This window comes from Streptomyces sp. NPDC033177, assembly GCF_055577715.1.
This window is the reverse complement of the sequence record NZ_JBVIPS010000004.1, coordinates 571,761-594,209: the sequence shown is the minus strand read 5'-3', so window position 1 is coordinate 594,209 and position 22,449 is coordinate 571,761. Positions and strand designations below refer to the sequence as shown.

Below are 22,449 nucleotides of genomic sequence, written 5' to 3'. Positions count from 1 at the left end.
GAGACCCCGGATTTGGTGGCCGAACGGCGCCTGCGGCCGGTCGGCAGAACTGCCTGGTCGCCTTCGGCGGCACCTCTACTCGGTGCCCGCCCGCAGGGTCCGACCGCGTCAGCTGGTGGAGATCCGGGCCACGAAATCGCAGGTCATGCTGCATTCCACCATCGCGAATGCCGACGGCGAGACGCTGTTGGCTTCCCACCCGCGGGCGATCGGGCGCGGGGCCCGCGTCGCCAAAGTGACTCACTGGGACGGCCTGTCCGCCGGCCAGGGACGCCGCACCACCACCGGCGAGGTCCCGCCACGACCTCGCCATGAACGCCCGCTGGGCGAGGAGGCCGGACCTCTGCAGGCTCTGCTGAACCGGGCCGCGGCCACTCGCGTCGAGGGTGGCCGCCGTCCGTTGTCGGTCTACGACGAGCTGACCGGCACCCGCCCCTTCACCACCCACCCGAGCACGAGGGAAACGTCTTGAGTGAGCTGGTCTCCACCCGCATCCGCAACACGGCCGGCAAGCTTGGCCTGCCTCATCTGGCCGAAACGATCAACGAGTACACCCGGCGGGCAGACGAGGGCAAGATGGGCTACCTCGACTTCCTCGATCTTGTCCTGGCCGAGGAACTCACCGTCCGCGACGACCGCCGCTTCCGCCAGGGCCTGCGGCTCTCCCGGCTGCCGCACCACAAGACGCTCGACGAGTACGACTTCTCCTTCCAGCCCGACCTCGACCCACGCAAGGTCAAGGACCTGGCCACCCTCTCGTTCGTCGACGGCAAGGCGAATACCGCCCTGCTCGGGCCCGTCGTTATCCCCGGTTTCGTTTCTGATTCTGGCTGCCATTCCAGATCAGGACGCTTCTGCGATCGATGGAGTGGGGGAGGCGGTCGCGTGCCTGGGCGGTAGTGATAGACAGTCGCTGTGGCGACGTTCATGGTGATGGTCGATGGAGACGCGGGTGGGTGGCAGGTCCATCGTGACGCTCTGACCGCGGCGATCCGAGCCGGTTGGGCTGGTGTTGAGATCGATGCGACACCTCGCAGCGAGGCACGGGGTTATTGCTGGTCTTTCGAGGCGCAAGACGGCGCCGGCGAGGCATATCTGCATCAAGACGGGACGTGTCTGTACTTGGATGTCCCGGAGGTTGACGCTGTGAGGTTGGCGGTGGTGTTCCGCAGGCTCGCTCCGGCGGGCCTAGACCTGGTGTATTGCGACGAGGGCTATAACTTCGACGTCCGGCTGCGCTCCGGGAGCACGGATGCCGAGTTCGTCGCCCTGATGACCGCTGGGTGAGGTCAGCAGGGTCCGTTGACTCGGGCTTGTGGCGGTGGGGGTGTGGTCGGGCTTCCCCTCGTCAAAGTCGCGAAAACCCGGCGGCATACCTGCAGCTCAGAGGGCACTATCCCGAGGCCAGTACCCGACGGGCGCAGGCGCCACCACCGATGCGGGAGAGAGGCGTCAAAGACGTGCGCATACGAGGTCATCGGCGATGACCCTGCGGTGCAATCAGCCGTGACCGATGGCCGATCACGGCGCATCAGTCACCTCATCGCCCCGTCGGCACAGACCGGCCAGGGTGAGCGCACACTGGCCGACTCGTCAAACCCGAGACCAATCGGCCAGCGGTACCCGGCCTCCAGCACTGATCCGATACCGACGACAACGGCCAGCATTCCACCCGCTCCCGCTCACCGAAGACGCCGCGCACCCGACCAGCCACCCACTGCACAGCTATCTGACCGGCCTCTTCAGCATATTTCACGAACCGAACTGTATCGGTGCGTCCCCTCAGAACGAGCCGCACCCAAGGTGAAGGGGAAGCTGGCTGCGATACCGGGACCGCAGGTGCGCGCAGCGGCAGGATGGGCTGCTGTGGGTCAGCGGCGGGCGGCGACCGTGGCCGCGGTGAGCAGGAGGCGGAAGCCCTCTTCGTCGTCCAGGCAGAACTCGCGGACCATGGCGCACAAATTCGTCAGGACCTCGGGGTGCTCGCACTCCTGGGCGACGGCGGTGAACTGAGCGAGCGAGACCTGCTGGTAGGCGTAGCCGAAGCGGTTGAGCGTGGCCATCAGGACCAGCTGGACCGCGATGAGGCGGTCGAAGCGGAAGCGGTCCGGTTCCCGGCGGCAGGCTCCGTCCAGGAAGGTAAAGACGGTGCGGTACTCGGTGTCGTCCTGCGTCAGGCTCCGGGTGAACTCTTTCAGTGAAAGCAGCTGCCCGTCCTGGTAGAGGGAGTCGGCCATGTCCGTCAGCTGGTCGCGGAAGAAGTGGTCGTTGTTACGGCCGCCGTCGTAGGCCAGCCCTGCGTAGAGGTCGGCTCTGGTCCATACGGCGATGTTGAGTTTCATCGCCTCGAGGAACCGACGGTCGGATTCGGCCGCCACGACACTGTCCACATACAAGGCCTGGCGCTCGATGAGACGGCACACCGCCACCAGGCACAAGATCCGGTAGGCGAAAGAGCGCAGGTAGTAGCCCGATTGACCGCACGAACCCCGCATCCGCAGCCACTGGTTGTGCTCGAACTTCGAAAAGTTCGACAACCGGTTACGCAGAGCGCCGCCGGACTCCAGCAACAGACCCTTGTACAACGCGATCCGGTCACGCAACGCCTTCTGCTGCTCATACGTGTACTCGATGTCGAGCTTGCGCCGGTGGAACCGCTTGTCGAAACCGTACGTCAGCGACGGCGTCACCACAGCAACGACAAGCGCCACCACCGCGGCTATCACCGCCGAAGTAACCGGGGCGGGCAGCGACGACCAGACAAGTTCCATGCCCCGAGACAAGTACCTCGCCCCGTGCGTGTAAAGAGGGCATCAGCCGGCCGACCAGCAAAACGGCCGGCCCAACCATCAAAACGGCCGCAGGACCACGTGCAGAGACTGGCTCTGAGCTCGGTCATGTCCAGCTGCCTGCGGTCGCCGGAGGTCAGAGTGTCGGGTGATACCTGTCAAGCGTGGAAGATGCGCTAGCGGATGCGACAGCCCTCCTGCGTGAAGCCTTTCCGGCACAGGTACGGCACTGTCCTTGGGGCTGGGAGGCGCTTGAGGCATGGGAGCTCAGACACGGTGTGGTGCTGCCTGAGCCGTATCGCACCTTCGTGGCTGAGATCGCAGGCGGTACGGATCTCGGCCCGCCCGCTGAGGGCGGGTTGCTGCCCGTGGGAGAAAAGCCAGACAGCTGGCCCGTCTGGGAAGCGGACTACTGGATGAGCGAAGAGCCGTTCGATGGCACCGCCGCCCGCTCGCCCGGCCGCCCCTTCCCGCTTCAGGAGGAATGGCAATGGGAGTACGACTACAACGACCACACTCTCCCCCCTGTTGCACCAGACCTACCAGCACGGCTCGGTACTGCTGGGCAGCGACCAATCCGGGGAGTACTGGACGCTGGTGGTGACCGGGCCACAACGCGGCCGGGTGTGGTGGCTGACAGACGGATGCGCCACCCCCTACGCCCACTCCCCCACCGATCATCCTGCAGGCGCTTTCCTGCACTGAGTGAAGGACTGGCACACCGGACAGGGCTGGTGGCGTACCCCCTAACACCACCTCACATCACGGCCCCGACCGCCGACGTACGGTCACTGCCGCGAGCACCGACCACCGGCCCGCGCCTGCTGGCTGCCCGGCTTTCTGCCAGCCCCTTGCACACCCACCCGCGCTCGTGCATCCGCCGCCCACCCAGCGCGCCCTTGAGGATGTGCGCCCGACGGCTGGGGCCGCCGGGCCGTGAGGCGTGGCGGGCTCAGGGGCGGCGTCCCTTCGCCGACAGCAGCTGCAGGCCGTAGCAGTCACACGACAGCACCGTGGCCGCGGCGCCCTTCGCCGGAACCTCGATGAGCACGGTCATGCTGTTGGTCTCGGTAAACCGTCGCCATTCTCCGGCACCGCCCAGCAGGACAGCTGTGTCGGATCCCTTCTCCTGCACCACGGTGCCCGCCGGGTCCGTACCGGACACCCGCACCTCCTGCCTCAGGGTGCAGGTCACCAAAGATCCGCCCGAGGACAGGCGCAGCACCGGCAGGTCGGTGCCCGTGCTGCGGTGGGTGAGGCGGTAGTCCAGCTGGGGGTGGGACCAGCCGTTGTAGAACTTCACCAGGTCATGGGTGAAGGCGCCCTTGGTGAACGCGGCATCCGCCTCGTGTCCGTCCGGGGGCGAGAAGCTCAGGTAGCGGGCGAAGCTGGCACACACCTTTCGGTCCTGCTTCGCGGTGGCCGCCGGCACAACCGTGTCGCCGGGCCCGCGGCGCAGGCCCGGCAGGCGCTCGGGCCGCACCCGCACACGGCTGGGCGCCTTGCTCGCCGTCGGCGAGGGCGCCGGACCGGAGGCATGCCGCTTGGTGACCGGGTCCGTGAGTGCCCAGGTACCGGCGGTGGCGCGCCACGGCGCACCGGCCTTGCTCTGCACGAAGTAGAGCAGTTGGGACGAGCGATCGGACTCCCTGCCCTTCCACTTGCTCAGCACGCCGAAGAAACGGGGATACGTGGAGTCGGTGACGGAGGGGATCAGGAAGCGGGGCTTGGTCCGGTGTGCCACCGTGTCCTTGGTCCGCGCCAGGCGGTGCACGCGGTAGGCCGCGCGGGTCTCACCGTGCAGCACCCCGGTCTGGACACGGCCCGCAAGGGCATCATTCAAACCGGCGTCGGCACGCGCCATCATGCGGTCGTAGCCCTCGAACACCTCCTGAGCTTGCGCCTTGCTCACCACGGGAACAGGCGCGGCCCGGGAGGGGCCTTCTTTCCTGTTCCCGTCCGGGCCGCCCCGGGCACAGCCGCTCAGCGTCGCGCTCAGCGCCAGCCCGGCGACCAGCGCCGGGATCAACGCCCCTCTTACCGTCACCATGGTCCCCCTCCACTCCAACAACCCCTCCATTCTAAGGAGTTGGGCCACCCGGCCCGGAGGCAGGGTTTGTCTGCCGTGCGGCTACCGGGACCACCACCCTGCCGGGGTGCTGGACAGGAAGCGGGAGGCACACCGGCAGGCACTCGGCGAGCAGGTCCAGGACGTCGCGCCAGGCGCGCCGTGCGTGGCTCGGGTGGTAGCCCACACCGGCAACCACCCGGTGGTCGACCGGCGGATGGTGGAAGGCGTGCAAGGCTCCGCCATACAGCGTCAGGCGCCAGTCCACGCCCGCGCCCTGCATCTCCGCGGTGAACGCCTCGCGTTGCGCGGGCCCCATGATCGGATCGTTGGAGCCGACGCCGGCCCACACCGGGCAGCTGATGCGTGCCGCCTGGCCCGGTCGGCCGGTGGTCAGGGCGTTAACCGTCCCGATCGCCCGCAGATTGACCCCGGCGCGGCCCAGTTCCAGCGCGATCGCGCCGCCGGTGCCGTAGCCGATGGCCGCGATCTGGTCGGGGTCAGTTTGCGGCTGGGTGCCCAGCACATCGAGCGCCGCCTGACCGATGCCGCGCATCCGCTCGGGATCATCCAGCAGCGGCAGGCAGCGGGCCAGCATCTCCTCTGGGTCGGCCAGATAGCGTCCGCCGTGCAGGTCGAAGGCCAGCGCCACATACCCCAGCTCGGCCAGCGCATCAGCCCGGCGGCGCTCGACGTCGCTCAGCCCCAAACCCTCAGGCCCGACCAGGACCGCGGGCCGGCGGCCTGCACCGGCCGGCAGCGCGAGGTGCCCGATCATCGTCAGACCGTCGGCCGGATATTCGACCGTATGCGTCGTCATCGTCGTCACGGCACTGGACTGTAGTGACCGCCAAGCCCGGTGTGGCTGGTGCTCTGCCACAGGCAGAACAACGCGGGTACCCCTCCGCACTACTGCGCAGGGCCCATAAGGACTGGCACACACCCCTCCCCCACCACAGCGCTCCCCCGACCCCCGCCAGGTCCATCGGATCACCTGTCCCGGCCCCAGTGCTGAAAGGCCGACCCTCGCAGCAGAGCTCTGGGACATGCCGGTCCACTCCCGCGAAGGGCCTCCGTCTCCCCGGACCTGCACACGCAACCATCCTTCTTCCTCCGGCACCCGGTACGGCACAAAAGCGAGTGCTGTGCCTCGTTCCGCCCCACATCCGTGCGCGGCCTCATCGACTCATCCGTGCGTGAGGCGATGGACGCCTTTCTCGTCAGTCTGATCTGGGATGTGGAGCCTGCCGACGACCATGCGCTGACTGGCGGCGGAGGCTTCTTCCCGCCGCCACCGATCGCTGGAGGCCGCACGTCCTTCTCGTGTGCCCGCCCGAAGCAGTATCCGGCAAGGCCCGTGCCTGGACACGAGTGAAGCCCCACCTCGAAAAGCTGCGCGGGCCGTTCGCCGCCGAGTGTGAGAGCCGGGCAGGACGCCGGACACCTTCGAGGACTTCACCACGCTGCTGCATGAATGGGGCGACGTGATCACGGAAGCCGCCCACCGCGGTTGGGGGCTCGCGGGTCTGCCCTAGCCACCAGAAGTGAAGGGCATGCTGCCGTCTTTCATTTCACACGCCGGACTGAGCGCCGCACCTGGCGAGCGGTGCCAACTGCAGCGCACACGTGCCTCCCCGCCGTGCCAGGCCACCCGTCCAGGACTCGCCGGCGGCCCCTTCCGCCACGCACGTCCGGACAGTCGGACCCTGCCTCATATGATCAGCATCCCGGCGCCGTGGCGGTGTGCCCGTGCCGGAAGAGTGGTGCCAAAGGGGAAAAGATATGCGCAAGACGGTCGTTGGAGTCGCTGTGACCATGGCGGCTGCGCTGCTCGCAGGGTGCGGCGGCGGGGGCGACGACGCGAAGGCCGATGCCGGCAGCTCGACGAAGCCGACGAAGGAGCCTGCGAAGCCGGCGAGCAAGTGGGGCAAGCCGAAAACGTACGAAGTGACCGTGGCGGTCGAAGGCGAAGGCAAGCCCCTCATCACCTATGTGACGGACACGCTTCACTCCCAGCAGGCCACGCTCCCCTGGAAGAAGACCAGCGACGTGACGCTCGAAGGCGCGTTTCTCAAATCAGGCGTCAACCTGTCCGTGGGGGCCCAAGCCGTACTGACCCCCAGCGGAAAGTTCGACTTCCCGCCGTGCAGCATCAAGGTCGACGGGAAAACCGTCGCCAAGTACGCCGGGGGCGGATCCTCAAAGGGCTGCAAGTACCACTTGAAGTAGCGGGAAGGATGCATGCGGACCCAGCGAGATCTTTCTCGCTGGGTCCGCATGCTGTCGGTCGGCTCCAACCTCCGTCCGTCTTGCGTACCGGCCGCGTCTTGCTCCATGGAGCCGGATTCACGCAGGCAGGAAATGTGCGGCTTCTTGCCAGCCCGCTGTTCCGCTACGCGGTTCAGTTGTGACACGACCGGACCAGCGCCCGCATCCTCATCGACGTCGGCGACGGCGACGGACCACGGCGGCTGGAGTACCGACGTGCGGGGCCGCGACCGGATACAGGTTGTACGGGCCTCAGCCGCCTGGTCACTTACCGGCCGACGCCTGCGCGTGGTTCCGGGTGTGCTTGTGGGAGTCGGGGGCAGCCGCTCTGCGCTAACTCATGCGTGACGTCAGGGTGAATCCGCCGTCCACCGCAAGTACCGTGCCCGTGACGAAGGCGGCTTCCTGTGAGGCCAGGAACAGCGCGGCGTTGGCAACGTCCCAGCATGTGCCCTGATGCCCCATCGGAACCATCGCGGCCCGCTTGGCTGCCACGTCCTCGCGGGAGATGCCTTCTGCCCTGGCCGGGGCGTCGACGCCCATGGGGGTGTCCATCATGCCGGGCGCGACGCAGTTCACCCGGACGCCGTGGGGTGCGTACTCCAGCGCCAGGCTGCGGGTCATGGCGTGCACCGCGGCCTTGGAGGTGGTGTACGCGATCGCCTCGCCGCCTGCGAGCAGCCCGGCCATGGAGGAGATGTTGACGACTGCGCCGCTTCCGCGCTCGCGCATGTGTGGCAGGACCGCCCTGCTCGTGAGCCACATGCCGGTGAGATTGATCTCGAAGCCCTGACGCCACTTTTGCGGGGCGAGGTCCTCGGTACGGCCGACGGGGACCACACCGACGTTGTTGTGCAGCACATCGACGTGTCCCAGGGCCGCGAGTGCCGCGTCGAGGATGCCCGTGCACTCGTCCTCGACGGTGATGTCGGCCCGGTGTGCGGCCGCGGTGCCGCCCTCCTTGCGGATGAGTTCGGCGCTCTGCTCGGCCGAGTCCAGGTCCCGGTCCACGATCAGGACCTGCGCGCCCTCCCGGGCGAAGGTGAGGGCGGTTGCGCGGCCGTTGCCGGTGGTGGCGCCGGGAGTCTGGCCTCCCCCGACCACGATCGCCCGCTTGCCTTCGAGCCGTCCGGTCACAGGTCCTCCATTCCTGATGTCTTGCCCGTTGCCTTGTCCACGGTCCACTCGGACGACGTGGCGGCGGGCCAGCCCGCGTAGTAGGCGATCTGCACGGCCAATTCCCGCAGTTCGCCCTCGGCAAGGTGGCCACTGCCAAGGGCCGCCTTGGCGTGGAGGCTTCCGTGGTTTTGGTTGGCCGGGAGCATGGCCAGCATGGTGGGGGTCACGATGCGCCGCTCTCGGACGGTCAGTCCCGGCCGGTTCCACAGGTCACCGAAGACGACCTTGGTCGCCAGGTCGCTGAGCGAACCGGTCTCGGTCTGCAGCATGTCCGCCGGTACGCGCATGCGCATGACCTTCGCCTGCGTGGTACGGCCCGTGTCACCGAGGTGCGCGAAGTTGTCTTCGTCCGTTCCATGCCGCGGGCGTCGCGCGTCGTCGGAACTCACCAGGTCACCGGCAGGGTCTCGACGCCGTACGTGAGGGCGTCGTCGTGGAAATGCAGCGCCTCCTCGTCGACGGCAAGGCGCAGCCCTGGGATTCGTTCGAACAGCTTCGGCCAGGCCACCTGCATCTCGACCCGGGAGAGGTTCTGGCCCAGGCACTGGTGGACGCCGTAGCCGAATCCCATGTGCTTGCGCTCGACGCGTGTGATGTCCAGCCGCTCGGGCTCGGCGAAGACGAGCGGGTCGCGGTTGGCGGCGGGCAGGTTGCAGATGATGCCCTCGCCCGCCTTCAGCAGTACGCCACCGACCTCGATGTCCTCGGTCAGGACGCGGCGCGGTTCGGTCTGCACCATGCTCCAGTAGCGCATCATCTCCTCCACCGCGGTGGAGGCATAGGCGGTCGGGTCGGACAGCAGGATGTCGCGCTGTGCGGGTTCGCGCAGGAGCGCGAGGATGCCGAGAGCGATCATGTTGGCGGTGGTCTCGTGCCCGGCGCCGATCACGAGGACGCCGAGTCCGACAGCCTCTTCGAAGGTCAGGTCTCCCTTGCCGTCCACGTGGGTGTTCACCAGACGTGACAAAAGGCCGTCGTCGGGATGGGAGCGCTTGCTCTCCATGTGCCGGGTCAACAGGTCGTGCAGGGCACGGTGCGCGACCATCTTCTCGTCCTGCGCGATGCTGAGCTGCACCATCTTCTTCGAGGACTCGTGCACGGTGGGGCTGTCCTCGTAGGGGACGCCGAGGACTTCGCAGATCACGACGGTGGGCAGGGCCAGCGCGAAGTGTTCGACCAGATCGACGGGCCCGTCCATGGCGAGCAGGTCGTCGATGAGCTGGTCGGTGAGTTCGGCGATGCGCGGGCGCAGCGCTTCGGAGCGCTTGGCGGTGAAGTCCGGGTTGAGGATGCGGCGCACCGGCAGGTGTTCCGAACCGTCCTTGCGGAAGAAGATGTTGCCCTCGACGGCCGGCTGGGCGTCGCTGGTGTTGGGGAAGCCGGGGTCGGTGACGTCAGCACTGATCTTGCCGACTGCCCCGAGAAGCTGCTGGATGTGGTCGTGGCGGGTGATCAGCCAGGGGGTGCTGCCGTTCCAGATGGTGACCCGATGCGGTCGGCCGCTCTCCCGGAAGGCCGTGGCGTCAACGGGCGGAGAGAAGGGGCATCCACGCTGCAGCGGGAAGGCGGGGGCGTGTTCGGAGAAAACAGTCATGAGGGGTACTCCTTGGCTACGAACAAGACGGGGGGCAAGCCGGGACCTTTTCCCGGCGCGCGCCGTGGGCCACGAGGGGACGGAGGGCGCGCAGCACGAGGCGTGGGTCAGCGGGTGACCATGAGGCTGCGGACGCCGTAGTTGGTACCGGTGAAGTCCATGGGCACCTCTTCGAGCGGAGTGGCGAGGCGGAGGCCCGGGAAGCGCTCGAAGAGCTTTGGCAGGACCGTTTTGAGTTCGGCGCGGGCGACGTTTTGGCCCAGACAGGCGTGGACGCCGTAGCCGAAGCCCATGTGGCGGGCCATCTTGCGGTCGATGTCGAAGGTGTCGGGGTCCTGGAAGGCGCGGGGATCGCGGTTGGCGGCGTTCATCGCGACGACGACCAGGTCGCCCTTCTTGATCTGGGCGCCGGCGAGTTCGAGGTCTTCCTTGGCGACGCGGCCCAGGCCGAACTGGACGATGGTGAGGTAGCGCATCAGCTCCTCGACCGTGGTGCCGATCTTCTCGGGGTGGGCGAGCATCTGCTCGCGCTGTTCGTGGTGGGTGAGCAGGGTGAGGGTGGACAGGCCCATCATGGCGGCGGTGGTGTCGTGGCCGGCGAACAGCAGGAGCACGCCGAGACCGATGAGCTGCTTCTCGGTCAGCGCCGCGTCGTCGCCGTCGGTCTTGTTGATGAGTTCGGCGAGGATGCCGTCCCTGGCCCCGGTGCGGCGCTTGTCGGCGACCAGCTGGGTGATGTAGTCGATGAGCCAGTGGGCGCCCTTGTCGCGTTCCTCACGGCTCTTGGCCATGTCCATGAGGTCGACGGTGGCCTCGTGGAAGCCGTCGCGGTCCTCATAGGGGACGCCGAGGAGTTCACAGATCACCAGGCACGGGATGGGCAGGGCCATGGCCTGGACGAAGTCAAAGGTCTCGGGACCGGCGGCGATGGCGTCCAGGTGCTCGTCGACGATTTTGTCGAGGTAGGGCTGGAGCTTGTTCTGTACGGCCTTAGGGGTGAAGCGGGCGGTGAGCAGGCGGCGGTAGGCGCCGTGCTCGGGCTCGTCCATCATCACGAAGCCGGCGTCGAAGGGGGCGTCCTCTCCGGCCTCGGCGACCTCGCCCTCGGGGGTGTCGTGGCGAGGGCGCCTGGCGCTGAGGCGCGGGTCGGTGAAGACCTGGCTGCCTTCCTCGAACCGGGTGACGAGCCAGCCGGTGGAGCCGTTGGGGAAGCGGACCTTGACGATGGGCTGGTCCTCGCGGAGCCGGGTGTACTCGGTCGGCGGGTCGAGGGGGGCGTCGGGCGCGCGGGTGACGGGCTGGTTGATGAAGGTTTCGGTCATTGCTGCTCCTGCGCGGTGGGGGGTTGGCCGGTGTACGCCTCGATCGCGGCGGTGACGCCGGTGTGGGTGGCGGTGGCTTTGCACCAGCCTGTGTAGACGGCCAGGTGCAGGACGGCCTCGCGAAGCTGAGCGGCAGTCAGTTCGCCGTTAGCCAAGGCACCGTTGGCGATGACCTGCACGAGGTCGGGCCGGGCGACGGTGGCAGCGACACCGAGGGTGAGCAGCCGTCGGTCGCGGACGGACAGGCCCTCTCGGCCCCAGACCTGGGCGAAGAGATAGTCGACGGTCTCCGTACTGAAGGGGTCTTCGGCGTCCTGGATCGCGGTGCTGAAACCGGGGCCGTACGCCCGGTCCATCATGTGCAGGCCGTAGGCGTGGACATCGTCCTTCGCCGGGGCCGGGTCCGGGGCCGGTTCGGCTTCCAGCTGGAGGGTGCGGCGGGCCTGAGTGCGTACCGTCTCGACGAGGGGTGCCTGGACGCCGAGGGTGACGGCGAGGTCCCGGGCCGCATCGAGGTCCTTGGTCATCAAGGGCTCGATCTGCCGGCCGACGGCCTCGGGCAGGACACCCTCGGCATCCTGCATCCGCAGCAGTTGCAGCAGTGTGCGGCCCTCGGGGTCGGCCGCGTCGATGACCTCGGCGAGCCGGACAGGGTCCACGCCCGCGGCGCGGGCGAGCGCGATGGCCTCGGCGACCGTGCGCCAACTGCCATAGGTGACGACGTTGCGGGCGATCTTGGTGGCCATGCCCGCGCCGGGCGGGCCGCAGTGCACCACCTTCTTCGCCCAGTCCTCAAGGACGGGCAGGGCCGCATCCACGGTGTGCTGCTCGCCGCCGAGGATGGCGACCATGCCGTTCTCGGCGGCCTGGTCGCCCGGGGTTACCCCACAGTCGAGGAAGTCCACGCCCCGTTCGGCGCACAGCGCGGCCAGTTCGTGCACGATCGGCAGGGCTACGGTGGCGAGCAGGACGACGGTCAGGCCCGGCCGGGCAGACCCCAGCAGGCCGTTCTCGCCGCCGATGACCTCCCGTGCCTGGTCGGCATCGACCACCGCGACCATCACGACGTCCGACACCTCGGCCACCTCGGCGGGCGAGCCGAGCGGATCGGGCACACCGGCCAGGCCCGCGGCTGCGTCGGGGCGGACGTCGTAGACCGCGGGGACGCGTCCGCTGCGGGCCAGGCTGACGGCCACGCCGCCGCCGATCATTCCCAGGCCGATCACACCGGCCCGGAGGGTGGCGCTCATGCCGCACTCCCGGTGAGAAGAGGGGCCGCCGCGGCGACCTGGGACCGGTAGCCGCGCAGGGCCCGGACCATGTTGATGCCGACCGCCGCACAGGTCCGGCCGTTCCTGCCGTACAGGGCAACCAACTTGCGCTCGGCCGTGCTGCCTTCGACAACGCGGACCTCGTCGGCGCCCCGGGTCCGGCCGTAGATCTGGATCTTCAGGTCGTACTGGTCGGACCACACGTAGGGCACCGGGTCGAACGCGACAGCCCGCTCCGGGCCGGCCAGGATGTTGCGGGCGACGGCCAGGCCCTGCTCGGCGGCGTTCGTGCGGTGCTCGATCCGCCAGGGCTCACCGGTACGGGCATTGGGCCAGCAGGCGACGTCGCCCGCCGCCCACACCCCGGAGCCGGCGTACAGCGTGGCGTCGCACTCCACCCCGTTGCCGACCGGGACGCCGCTGCCGGTGAGCCACTCGGTGTTGGGTTGGGCGCCGATGCCGACCAGGACGGCGTCCGCGGCCAGGGTGCGGCCGTCGGCAAGGCGTACTCCGGTCGCCCGCCCCCCGTCGGTGAGGACCCGGTCGACGAGGGCCCCGGTCTCGAGGCGCACGCCGTGCTCGTGGTGGACGGTGCGCAGGAGGGCGCCCAGTTCGTCGCCGAGGGCGTCGCCCATCGGCTGGGCGGTGTCGGTGACCAGGGTGACCTCGCAGCCCAGTCCGCGTGCTACGGCGGCCGCCTCAGCGCCGACGAATCCGCCGCCGACCACGACCAGATGCGGCCCGGCGACGAGGTCCTCGCGCAGGGTGAGCGCGTCCTCCAGAGTGCGCAGCACGTGCACTCCGCGCACCGATTCGGTGCCCGGCAGGCGCCGGGCCCGAGCACCGGTGGCCACCACCAGGGCGTCATAGCCGACGAGGCTGCCGTCGGCCAGGGCGACCTCCCGCACCCGAGTGTCCAGCGCGACGGCCGGTGAGCCCAGACGAAGTTGCACCTCGAGAGCGGCGATGGCCTCCTCGCCGCGCAGGCGCAACCGTTCGGTGTCCCACGCGCCGGACAGCAGCTGCTTCGACAGCGGCGGCCGGTCGTAGGGAAGGTGGTGCTCCTCGCCGATCAGCGTGAGCGATCCGGTGTAGCCCTCGCGCCGCAGTCCTTCGACGACGCTCAGTCCGGCCGCGGAAGCGCCGACCACGGCGATCCGTGACGGAACGGCGGCAGCGGCGCTCACACGTGCACCTGAATCACGGCGGCCGGGCAGACCGCTGCGGCCTGGACCACGTTCTCGGTCTGCTCGGCCGGCGGGTTGTCGTCGAGCAGGACCACGACGCCGTCCTCGTCACGCTGGTCGAAGACCTCCGGCGCCGCCAGCACGCACTGGCCGGCACCGCAGCATTTGTCGAAGTCGATGGAGATGTCCATGGGGGATCCACTTCCGTCCAGCCCGCAGCAACGGGCGACCCGGGGCCGGGCACCATATGGTTGCCCTAGGCACCTAACTTAGTTCAGCGGTGACTGTACTCCTGCGCATACGGGGCAGCAACCGGCCCCGCGGAAAGGGGTGTTGACGGAGTGAAGGACGCGTGGAGGCGGGGTGCCCGGCCGGGCGTTTCCCCGCCGCCGGGGGCCGACCGCTCCCGTTATCCCCGCGGGCCGTCCGGCCCGGGGGTGCTCCGCAGTTCCCTGAGTCTGCGCGACGCCTCGGTCTCGCATCCGCCCGCGGCGAGGAGAGGGGCGCCGGGGGAGCCTGCGACCAGTGAGTCGACCAGCCCGTCGGCGAGCTGGAGGATCAGCCCCTCCGAGGACTCGTCGCGGTAGAGGCTGTGGTGCAGCGAGACCATGCCGTGCAGTCCAGCCCACAGCGTCTGCGCGGCCTGCTCCACCGGCAGGGACAGGCCGAACCCGCTCTGCGCGCAGGCGTGCAGACCGGCACGCAGGCCGGCCGAGACGAGTCGGGCAGGATGACCGGCGATCCTGCTCGGGCCCGCAGCCGGCTGGTGCACCTCGAACATGAGCCGGTAGTGGCCCGGGGCACTCAGGGCGAACCGGCAGTACGCGTGCGCCTGCGCCCGGATCCTGTCCTGCGGATCCGCGCGGCCTTCGGCCCGGGCGGCGGCCGCCATCTGTTCGGCAAGTTCGCCGTAGCGGTCCTCCAGCGCGGCCCACACCAGCTCGGTCTTGTCAGCGAAGTGCAGGTAGATGCTCGGGGCGGAGATGCCCACCTCCTTGGCGACCGCGCGCATGGTCAACCGGTCGGAGCTCCCCCATTCGCCGAGCAGCCGCTGGACCGCGGCCACGATCTCACGGCGCCGCTGCGAGCCCTGCCCGTCGTGCTGACTGCCGGCGGCCGACCGTTCCTCCATCGTGTGCACCTCACTTCCGGCTACAGGTTATCCAGCACCGTCCAGCGCCCGGGAACTCCCCGCCCGGCCAGTGGCTCGCGGGTGGACAACCGGCGACGACCACTGCCCAATGCGAGATCTGGCAACGGCCAGCCAGCGCGGCTTCTGCTTCTTGAGCGCGAGCTCCAGACCGGCAGGCTGAAGGGTCAGTGCAGCGGCTGCGCCCGGTCCCATGCGGCGTAGTAGGTGAGGGTGTCCTGAAGGATGCCGGGGTGGCGCGGCTGCCAGCCGAGCAGTGTGCGGGCATGGGTGCTGTCGACGAGTTCGTCGCGGTCAGCACAGGTCTCCAGCACGCCACCGGCGTCCGCGCTCTCAAACGTGATGTTGCCGGTGTAGCCGGCGGCGTTCAGGCATGCCTGCTGGACGGAGAGGAGTGTGGGCTGGTGCTCGTCGCCGAGCATGAAGATCTGGCCGTCGAATGCGTCGGGCCGGCGCAGGACGGCGACGTAGGCGGCGGCGAGGTCGTCGACGTGGACCCAGGTGTAGCGCTTGGTGGTGTCGCCATAGAAGACGGGCTCGCCGTTGCGGGCAGCGGCGAACCACTGGGCGGACTTCGAGCTGCGGCCGCTGCCGCCGTAGATGAACGAGGGGCGCAGCACGGTGTGGGGCAGGCCGCTGGCCGCGAGGTCCTGTTCGGCCTGGACGCGCAGATGGAGCGGGTTGCCGGGGTCGGCGGGGGTGTTTTCGTCCCAGACGCTGCCGGTGGTGGTGAGGAAGGTGATGCCGGTGGTGAAGACCAGGTGGCGGCTGCGCCCGGTGCGCTCCTGCGCTTCGCGGAGTGTGCGGAAGAGGAGTCGGTCGCTGCCGAGCGGGTCGTTCATGTCGAGGGCGGCGCATACGACGGCGTCGGCCTCCTCCAGGGCTGTCCGGTAGGTCTCGGGGTCCGACATCAGCCCCTCGACGGGGCGGACCTCCTCGACGAGGAGTTCCCTGGCCCGGGTGCTGGTGGCATCGCGGGTGAGGCCGAGGACGGTGTGACCTTCCTGGCGCAGGGCTCTGGAGATGTGAAAGCCGGCGTAACCAGTGGCGCCGATGACGAGGATCTTCATGGGGGACTTCCGTTCTGACGTGCAAGGTATTTGTTTAAGCAAGTACCAGGTTAACTTGCTCAGGCAAGCACATGGCAAACTGCGGGCATGACGAAGTCCGCGGAGGCGAAGGATTCGGTGCTGTCGGAGCAGGAGGCCGAGGTCTGGCGCGAGCTGGGGCGGCTGGTCCATGCGCTGCCTCGCTTGCTGGAGGAGGACATGCTGCAGGCGACACGCCTGCCACTGACCGAGTTTTCCGTCCTCAGCGTGCTGAACGAGGCTCCGGGGCGCCGGTTGCGCATGGCGGAGATCGCGGTGCGGACCGGGCTGACGCCCAGCCGGATCACCCGGCTCGTCACCGCACTGGCGGCCAAATCGCTGGTGGCCAAGGAGCGGGACGGCTCCGACGGGCGCGGCAACGTCACCGTCCTCACGGACGCGGGTCTCTCGTGCTGGGAAAGCGCCCGCTCCGCGCACCAAGCCAGTGCGCGCCGACGCTTCCTCGACCACCTGCCCGAGGGCTCCGCATCGGCCCTCGCCGACGCCCTGCGCGCCGTGACCGCCCAGCTCATCCCCGACCGCTCCTGCGCCGCGGACCAGGGACTCGGCTGAGTGCCCGCAGCACGGTGTCGCCCGCCCATGCAAGAACTGATGCGGCAGCCACACGTGAGTTCTCCGTGATGCAAGCCCGGCCGTCGACCGCGGCATGACCCTCGCGACACCCAGGGATTCTCCGGAGGCAGCACGGTGGCCGGGGATAGCCGACGCGTCACGCCTGGCGCAACGAGCGTCAGCTGCGGAAGAAGCGGTCCAGACGGGACGCGTACCAGGTGGGGTTGTCCTCACCCAGGGTGTGCCCGCTACCAGGAGCGATGTCCTGCTCGAAGCGGGAGGCGTCGGCGACGCGTGCCACACTGCCGGCGGTCTGCGAAGCAGGGATGCCGTGCTCGCCGTTGACGGTGAGTACCGGCATGGCGAGCTTGCCGTCCCCCAGAAGGGCGCGGGACTCGGCGATGTCTTCCAGGAGAGTCCCGTAGTGCTGGAATCCACCGCGCATTCCGCCCGGGGCCTGGAACGAGGCCAGGAGCTCCCGGGTCCATGACGTGTCCTTGCTCGCCGACATCATGTCCCACGTGGGGCCGAGGAATTCTTCCTCCCGGCCCTCGGTCTCCCGGGTGGCCAGGTCCACCTGCATGTGGTGGGCGAAGTGTCCGTAGCCGCCCGTCGCGGGGTCCATGTAGTCCTCCAGGCCGTAGCCCGGGATCAACGCCTCGCCCAGAACGGCCCTCCTGACCAGGTCAGGGCGGGAGGCGGCCAGCGCGAAGGCGGCCATCATCCCGATGTCCTGGCCCACCAGGTTGACGGGCGCAAGCTCGAGCCGCTCGACCAGTTCGGCGATGTCGCGGGCGATGTTGGTCTTGCGGTAGCCGGTCTGCGGTTTGTCGGAGAGGCCGAACCCGCGCAGGTCCGGGGCGATGACGCGGTACCCCGCCGCGGTCAGCAGGGGCATGGTGGCGCGGAACTCCCGCCAGGTGAAGGGCCATCCGTGCAGCAACACCACGGGATCGCCGCTGCCGCCGTCCACATAGTGCAGGCGGATTCCATTCACAGCCGCATAGCGGTGAGTGAAGCCCGGCAGCCCCTCGACCATCTGGCCATCGGCGGGCGGGGCGGGCGACATCGACTGGCTGTTCATAGGTACCTCTCAGAGTGCGATGGCAGCACGGAATGCTTGCCTAAGCAATAATAATGTGCCACCTAATTGCCTGAGCAAGCAATCTCGGTATCTACGGAGAGCGGGTCGGGCGGAGATGGGGGCAACCAGGACGCGGGGGACGGACACCAGTGGCGCGTAGCGGGTGAAAGGCACTTTTACCCCTTACGTCATCCGTACTGAAGTGCCCTCCGTGGAGGCATACCTGAGAACGGCTCCCCCTGGCGATGAAGGGGTAGAGCTCGAGCCCAGCAATTTGGTGTCTTCCTGGAAGCGCAGTGCCGCGTGCAGAGGAACCGGCAGCGACGAACTGGCTAGGAGGGGTCTTGCGGGAAGAAGCTCAGGGGCTGGAGCGGCGGCGCGTTGTGTGCGCAGAGCACCCCAGCAGCTACCGCGTCGAACCCATGAGGCCAGAGGGTAGTGGTGTCGGCCACCGCGTCGGTGAACGTCGCCCCGGTCAGGTCCGTGCCCGTCAGAACCGCGCCGCGCAGATCGGCCAGCTCGAATCGCGCGGCGCCGATGACGGCCGCTGTCAGGTCGGCATTGCTCAAGTCCGCCGCGCGCAGGTCGGCGTCGTCGAGCCGGGCGTGGCACAACAGGACCGACCGCATGGAAGCCTGCCGCAGGTCGGCCCCCACAAGTATGGCTCTGACCAGCCACGTTCCGGACAGGTCGACTCCTTGCAGCCGGGCTCCCTGCAGATGCACGTTCGTCAGATCGGCATAGTGCAGGTCCGCGTCGACGAGATCGGCGTGGTCCAGCATCGAACGTCGTAGGTCCACCCGCTGAAGACGAAGTGTCAGCCCCGGGGGACGTGGAGCACGGCCGAGGACGGTGATCGCCGCGTGCACGTCCGGGGCGCGTAGGACCAGCAGGGTGTCACCCGCGTGCGCCAGGGCCACTTCAGCGTCTGTGGCGATGTCGCGGGGAGTTGGTCGGGCTTCGAGCGGTGTGGCGAGTGCGTTGCGTTGCGCGAAGAGGCAGAGCACCTCGGCGGCGGCCTCCCGGTCGTCCCGGGAGTCGACTGCGACCCTCTCCAGAGCGAAAACCGCTCCGATGCGCACCTCCACGCTGGGGCTGCCCAACTGCTCCACCGCCGCGGTAAATCGCTCGCTGAGCTGTCCGTAGCGCGTCACCTGCAACTGCCGCCAGGTGAAGAAGGCTCCGACGAGCAAGGCCACCCCGGCCAGCCCCTGGAGCAGCGTGGTCCGAATATCGTTGATCGCCTTCGCGCGGTCAGGGACGCGGGCTGCGGCAGTGTCCCAGTCCAGCAGATGGCGCGGCGCCACCACCACGATCAACGCAACGAGCAGCAAGCTCACGGCTACCGCGCCGACGCCCAGCACCCACGCCCGGCCCGGCCTTCGCACCCCCGAGCCCCGCCCGGAACGCGGCGACACCTCCCGCACAGGGTGCCCGGGCAAAGCGGCGGGCCTTCTCCTTCTACGCGCCATCTCAAGAGGCTGCGTTGCCACGACCCATCTCAAACGCGAGGCGCAAGCCGCGCCCATGGCCAGGAACTGACCGCTTGCGGGTGTGCCTGCGGCTGTGGTGGCGCGTTCCATCGGCCACTCATCAGCGAACCTTCGGCGGGCCGCAGGCGTACACCGACGGCGAGCAACGGGCGGTGGCCGCCCCGAATCGGCGCACGGCGGACCCCCCTGCCCTCAGCGAAACAGGGACGCGTCGGCGCACTGTCCATGGTGGAGTGCGCTGATGAATATCTTGGTGTTGGGCGGGACGGCGTGGGTGGGCCGCGAAATCTCGCAGGCTGTGGAGCGTGGGCATCGGGTGACGTGTCTGGCCCGTGGGGAAAGCGGCCAGGTGGCCGCGGGTGCGAGGCTGGTTGTTGCGGACAGGCGTGAGGCGACGGCGTACAAGAGTGTGGCGGACCGGGATTGGGACGCAGTGGTCGAGGTGTCGTGGCAGCAGGGCTTCGTCCGCAGGGCGCTGGCGGAGCTCGGCCAGCGGGCGGGCCACTTGGTCGTATGTGTCATCGGTCAGCGCGTATGCCTCGCATGCGCAGCCACACATGGACGAGTCGGCGCAGCTGCTCCCGGCGGCCAAGCAGGACGAGGTCGGCCACGAGAGGTTCGCAGAGGCCAAGGTGGCCTGCGAGGAGGCTGCGGCGGCCGCGGTGGCAGGCCGGCTTCTCATCGCGCGAGCGGGGCTGATCGGCGGCCCCGGTGATCACAGTGGACGATGCGGGTACTGGGTCGCCCGCGCGGCCCGCGAGCCGCTGGCACCGCTTCTGGTGCCGGCTTCCTCAAGTATCCCGACGCAGGTGGTCGATGCGCGAGACCCCGCGGCATGGCTACTTGAGTGCGGAGAAGAAAACGACGGGGACCTAAAACGCGGTCGGCCCGATCGTTCCCTTCGGGGAATGGGTCGCGCTGTCGCGCCAGATCGGCGGGCACACCGGCCCGGTGAGGGACGCCGACGACGCCTGGCTGCTGGGGCAGGGCGTGGTCCAGGCCATGGGCCCGGAATCGCTCGCGCTGTGGGTGGCTGACCCCAACTGGGCCGGCTTCAGCGCTCGCAGCGGCGCTGCGGCAGGCGCGGCAGGTCTGCAACACCGGCCTCGGGCTCAGATGCTGGCGGACACGCTGCGTTGGGAGCGGGAGCAGGGCCTTCACCGGCCCCGCCGGGCCGGCCTCAGCAGCGAACGCGAGCGCCAACTTTTAAAAGAACTGGGGTAGATGGGCCATAGGGGCATGCGCACAACCAGAAAGGAATAGCCGAGTGCCCGAGCGTCGCGCCCTACTCGCACGGCGGACCTCATCCTCACTCCAGGTGTCATCACGCTGGTAGTAGTCGATCTCGTAGGTCAAGTCACGAAACAGTTCCTTCAGGCTGAAGCCCTGGGCCTGATCTCGTCTCAACTCAACAGGGGTGTTCTTGCGGTAAGCGAGGCGGCTACTTCGTGTAGTTGTAGACAGTCGCCCGGGAGACGCCGAGCTGGTCGGCGATTAGCTGTGCGGAACTCCGGGTCTCGAAGAACCCCTCGCCATGCAGATGCCGGACCAGTTCGCGCTTCTGATCGCGGTTGAGGCCGCGGGGAGTGCTGGAGCGCGCGGCGGCGAAGGAGTCTATATACGACCGGAGTTCGCGTCCCGTGCGGTCACGCAGCGTCTCCAGGGTCTCGCCTCGGTGCTCGGCGTCCGTGGCGACCAGGTTGGCCAGGGTCAGTGCCAGCGGTGACAGCGTGCTGAGGTCCAGGTTCAGGCACAGGGCCGCGACGTAACGCCCGTCGGCGTTCTTGATGCCGATCGAGGTGCTCTTGGCCGGGCGTCCGTCGGGGAACTGGTTGCTGTAATTCTGGATGACGCTGGGGTACTCGGGGTCCGCGATGCGGTTCAGCCCCAGCTCGGTGGCGGAGTCGCCGACCTGCCGCCCGGACAGGTTGTTCTCGATGGCGCGGATGGCGCTGTCGGGCCGGCGAAGATCGTGCAGGACGACTTCGCACAGGCCCGGGAACATGCGACCGATAGCAACTGCAATGCGCTCGGCTTCTCGTACAAGGTGCTCGTCCTGCCCTACGGGGTGCTCGTCCTGCCCCACGAGGTCCTCGTCGGTGAGATCGCCTTCGGACGGGTGTGCCAACGTGCTCTCCTTTCCTCGCATGGGCTCAGTCGGATGGCCGGGCGAACACCGAGGCCATGGTCTCGGCGGACTTCAGCCCCGCACCGGTGAGCACGACCACGGTCGTCTCGCCCGGAGCGATGGCCCCCGTCTCGATGAAGTGCTCCAGGGTCGCGGCGGCGACACTGCTGGTCGGCTCGGCGTACAAGCCTCGCGCACTCAGTGCGCGGACCGCGGCGTGGATCTTCGCCTCGGGGACGGCGCAGGCGGCGCCGCCGGAACGCCGAATGGCCTCCACTGCCTCGGGCAGCCGGACGGGTTGGGCGATGGAAGCGCCCTCAGCGATGGTCGGTACTCGCTCGCCACGGCGGGCCGGGTCGATGCCGTTGAACGTGTCGGCGATGGTCGCCCAGTGCTCGGGCTGCCCGACGAACAGGCGCGGGAGCCTGTCGATCTGACCGGCAGCAAGGAGCTCGCCGAAGGCGAGGTCACATCCGAGGATATTGCTGCCCGCCCCGGCCACCAGGACGACATTGTCGGGCGCGGTGAAGCCGAGGGACTCCCACATCTCGTAGGCGATGGTCTTGGTGCCCTGGATGAACATGGGGTGCCAGTTGTGGCTGGCGTAATGGATGTGCTCCGACTGGCGGATCGCTTCGCCTGAGACGTCGTCACGGGTGCCATCCACGAGCTCGATCTCGGCTCCGTAGGCGCGAGCCTGGAGGATCTTGGCCGCCGAAGTGGCGGCGGGAACGATGATCTTGACGCGGATGCCCGCGGCAGCGGCGTAGGCGGCCACCGCACAACCGCCGTTGCCCGAACTGTCCTCGAGCACGCGGTCCACGCCGTGTGCAGCGAGGTGGGAGATCATCATCGATGTGCCCCGGTCCTTGAAGCTGGACGTCGGGTTGAACCACTCCAGCTTGAAGTGGACGCGCCGACCGACCCAGTTGACCGGGATCATCGGCGTACATCCTTCGCCCAGGCTCACCCGACGGGCGGCGGGGACGGGCAGGGCCGCGCCATAGCGCCACAGGGACCGTTCGGCGGTATCGATCTGATCGGGACGCAGACCCGGCAGTGCGCTGACGGCCAGAGGGCTGCCGTCCTCGCCCCGCCAGCGCATGTCGTCCAGGGAGTAGCGCCTTCCCGACCCGTCGTACAGGTTTGGGGCGGTGACGGCTGAGTGCTGTTCGGCATTCATGGACGGTCCCGGCTTCTCTTCGCTCGACATGCTGCCGCAGGGTTGGGGTGGCGCGGTGATCACCCCGCCACC

General features: G+C 68.7%; 20 protein-coding genes and 3 pseudogenes. 6 read left to right on the top strand and 17 right to left on the bottom strand.

What is annotated here, in order from left to right; genetic code table 11:
• Nucleotides 1–115: 115 nt before the first annotated feature.
• From ACZ5U5_RS17700 to ACZ5U5_RS17690, 3 genes and pseudogenes are all read left to right on the top strand, one after another.
• The gene (locus ACZ5U5_RS17700; protein WP_469022252.1) at nucleotides 116–472 is read left to right on the top strand and encodes a hypothetical protein; all 357 of its coding nucleotides are present in this window, start codon (nucleotides 116–118) and stop codon (nucleotides 470–472) included.
• Nucleotides 469–798 (top strand): annotated as a pseudogene (locus ACZ5U5_RS17695) (ATP-binding protein); the annotation flags it as partial. The gene ACZ5U5_RS17700 and the pseudogene ACZ5U5_RS17695, both read left to right, overlap by 4 nt.
• Before the next feature lie 117 nt (nucleotides 799–915).
• Nucleotides 916–1,287 (top strand): hypothetical protein, encoded by a 372-nt coding sequence (locus ACZ5U5_RS17690; protein ID WP_469022250.1) that lies wholly within the window; start codon nucleotides 916–918, stop codon nucleotides 1,285–1,287.
• Between the two features lie 584 nt (nucleotides 1,288–1,871).
• Here the strand turns inward: ACZ5U5_RS17690 and ACZ5U5_RS17685 are convergent.
• The 3 genes from ACZ5U5_RS17685 to ACZ5U5_RS17675 all read right to left on the bottom strand — a co-directional run bounded on the left by ACZ5U5_RS17685 (nucleotide 1,872) and on the right by ACZ5U5_RS17675 (nucleotide 5,686).
• On the bottom strand, nucleotides 1,872–2,771 hold the full coding sequence (locus ACZ5U5_RS17685) for a hypothetical protein (RefSeq protein WP_469022247.1): 900 nt from the start codon (nucleotides 2,769–2,771) through the stop codon (nucleotides 1,872–1,874).
• Nucleotides 2,772–3,741: 970 nt separating this feature from the next.
• Complete coding sequence (locus ACZ5U5_RS17680) at nucleotides 3,742–4,839, bottom strand: DUF8094 domain-containing protein (RefSeq protein ID WP_469022245.1); 1,098 nt, start codon at nucleotides 4,837–4,839, stop codon at nucleotides 3,742–3,744.
• Nucleotides 4,840–4,870: 31 nt separating this feature from the next.
• Complete coding sequence (locus ACZ5U5_RS17675) at nucleotides 4,871–5,686, bottom strand: dienelactone hydrolase family protein (protein ID WP_469022242.1); 816 nt, start codon at nucleotides 5,684–5,686, stop codon at nucleotides 4,871–4,873.
• A gap of 953 nt (nucleotides 5,687–6,639) precedes the next feature.
• On the opposite strand from ACZ5U5_RS17675, the gene ACZ5U5_RS17670 reads away from it, so the two are divergent.
• Complete coding sequence (locus tag ACZ5U5_RS17670) at nucleotides 6,640–7,086, top strand: hypothetical protein (protein WP_469022482.1); 447 nt, start codon at nucleotides 6,640–6,642, stop codon at nucleotides 7,084–7,086.
• Between the two features lie 92 nt (nucleotides 7,087–7,178).
• Here ACZ5U5_RS17670 and ACZ5U5_RS17665 read toward each other — a convergent pair.
• The 10 genes and pseudogenes from ACZ5U5_RS17665 to ACZ5U5_RS17620 all read right to left on the bottom strand — a co-directional run.
• Nucleotides 7,179–7,271 (bottom strand): annotated as a pseudogene (locus ACZ5U5_RS17665) (DnaB-like helicase C-terminal domain-containing protein); the annotation flags it as partial.
• Between the two features lie 187 nt (nucleotides 7,272–7,458).
• A complete protein-coding gene (locus ACZ5U5_RS17660) occupies nucleotides 7,459–8,262 on the bottom strand; it encodes an SDR family NAD(P)-dependent oxidoreductase (RefSeq protein WP_469022240.1) in 804 nt (267 codons plus the stop codon).
• Entirely contained in the window at nucleotides 8,259–8,693 is a 435-nt protein-coding gene (locus ACZ5U5_RS17655; protein WP_469022238.1) for a carboxymuconolactone decarboxylase family protein, read from the bottom strand. Before ACZ5U5_RS17655 ends, ACZ5U5_RS17660 begins: the two co-directional genes overlap by 4 nt.
• Complete coding sequence (locus tag ACZ5U5_RS17650) at nucleotides 8,690–9,898, bottom strand: cytochrome P450 (protein ID WP_469022235.1); 1,209 nt, start codon at nucleotides 9,896–9,898, stop codon at nucleotides 8,690–8,692. Before ACZ5U5_RS17650 ends, ACZ5U5_RS17655 begins: the two co-directional genes overlap by 4 nt.
• A gap of 107 nt (nucleotides 9,899–10,005) precedes the next feature.
• The gene (locus tag ACZ5U5_RS17645; protein WP_469022233.1) at nucleotides 10,006–11,220 is read right to left on the bottom strand and encodes a cytochrome P450; all 1,215 of its coding nucleotides are present in this window, start codon (nucleotides 11,218–11,220) and stop codon (nucleotides 10,006–10,008) included.
• Nucleotides 11,217–12,470 (bottom strand): NAD(P)-binding domain-containing protein, encoded by a 1,254-nt coding sequence (locus ACZ5U5_RS17640; protein ID WP_469022230.1) that lies wholly within the window; start codon nucleotides 12,468–12,470, stop codon nucleotides 11,217–11,219. The genes ACZ5U5_RS17645 and ACZ5U5_RS17640 overlap by 4 nt, the downstream gene beginning before the upstream one ends.
• Nucleotides 12,467–13,678, bottom strand: a complete 1,212-nt coding sequence (locus ACZ5U5_RS17635) for an NAD(P)/FAD-dependent oxidoreductase (RefSeq protein ID WP_469022228.1) — start codon at nucleotides 13,676–13,678, stop codon at nucleotides 12,467–12,469. Before ACZ5U5_RS17635 ends, ACZ5U5_RS17640 begins: the two co-directional genes overlap by 4 nt.
• Nucleotides 13,675–13,869 carry a ferredoxin gene (locus tag ACZ5U5_RS17630; RefSeq protein ID WP_469022226.1) on the bottom strand — a complete coding sequence of 65 codons (195 nt, stop codon included), beginning with the start codon at nucleotides 13,867–13,869 and terminating at the stop codon, nucleotides 13,675–13,677. Before ACZ5U5_RS17630 ends, ACZ5U5_RS17635 begins: the two co-directional genes overlap by 4 nt.
• Before the next feature lie 218 nt (nucleotides 13,870–14,087).
• Nucleotides 14,088–14,810 carry a TetR/AcrR family transcriptional regulator gene (locus ACZ5U5_RS17625; RefSeq protein WP_469022223.1) on the bottom strand — a complete coding sequence of 241 codons (723 nt, stop codon included), beginning with the start codon at nucleotides 14,808–14,810 and terminating at the stop codon, nucleotides 14,088–14,090.
• 185 nt (nucleotides 14,811–14,995) lie between these two features.
• Nucleotides 14,996–15,898, bottom strand: coding sequence for an NAD-dependent epimerase/dehydratase family protein (locus tag ACZ5U5_RS17620; RefSeq protein WP_469022221.1), 903 nt, complete (start codon nucleotides 15,896–15,898; stop codon nucleotides 14,996–14,998).
• Between the two features lie 87 nt (nucleotides 15,899–15,985).
• Between ACZ5U5_RS17620 and ACZ5U5_RS17615 the strand changes: the two genes are divergently transcribed.
• On the top strand, nucleotides 15,986–16,489 hold the full coding sequence (locus ACZ5U5_RS17615) for a MarR family winged helix-turn-helix transcriptional regulator (protein WP_469022219.1): 504 nt from the start codon (nucleotides 15,986–15,988) through the stop codon (nucleotides 16,487–16,489).
• 178 nt (nucleotides 16,490–16,667) lie between these two features.
• On the opposite strand, the gene ACZ5U5_RS17610 is transcribed toward ACZ5U5_RS17615, so the two are convergent.
• The gene (locus ACZ5U5_RS17610; RefSeq protein ID WP_469022216.1) at nucleotides 16,668–17,573 is read right to left on the bottom strand and encodes an alpha/beta fold hydrolase; all 906 of its coding nucleotides are present in this window, start codon (nucleotides 17,571–17,573) and stop codon (nucleotides 16,668–16,670) included.
• 332 nt (nucleotides 17,574–17,905) lie between these two features.
• On the bottom strand, nucleotides 17,906–18,913 hold the full coding sequence (locus ACZ5U5_RS17605; RefSeq protein WP_469022214.1) for a pentapeptide repeat-containing protein: 1,008 nt from the start codon (nucleotides 18,911–18,913) through the stop codon (nucleotides 17,906–17,908).
• A gap of 394 nt (nucleotides 18,914–19,307) precedes the next feature.
• On the opposite strand from ACZ5U5_RS17605, the pseudogene ACZ5U5_RS17600 reads away from it, so the two are divergent.
• Nucleotides 19,308–20,290 (top strand): annotated as a pseudogene (locus tag ACZ5U5_RS17600) (Rossmann-fold NAD(P)-binding domain-containing protein).
• A gap of 217 nt (nucleotides 20,291–20,507) precedes the next feature.
• On the opposite strand, the gene ACZ5U5_RS17595 reads toward ACZ5U5_RS17600, so the two are convergent.
• On the bottom strand, nucleotides 20,508–21,152 hold the full coding sequence (locus tag ACZ5U5_RS17595; RefSeq protein WP_469022476.1) for a helix-turn-helix transcriptional regulator: 645 nt from the start codon (nucleotides 21,150–21,152) through the stop codon (nucleotides 20,508–20,510).
• Between the two features lie 67 nt (nucleotides 21,153–21,219).
• Nucleotides 21,220–22,377 (bottom strand): threonine synthase, encoded by a 1,158-nt coding sequence (locus ACZ5U5_RS17590; protein WP_469022473.1) that lies wholly within the window; start codon nucleotides 22,375–22,377, stop codon nucleotides 21,220–21,222.
• Between the last annotated feature and the right edge of the window lie 72 nt (nucleotides 22,378–22,449).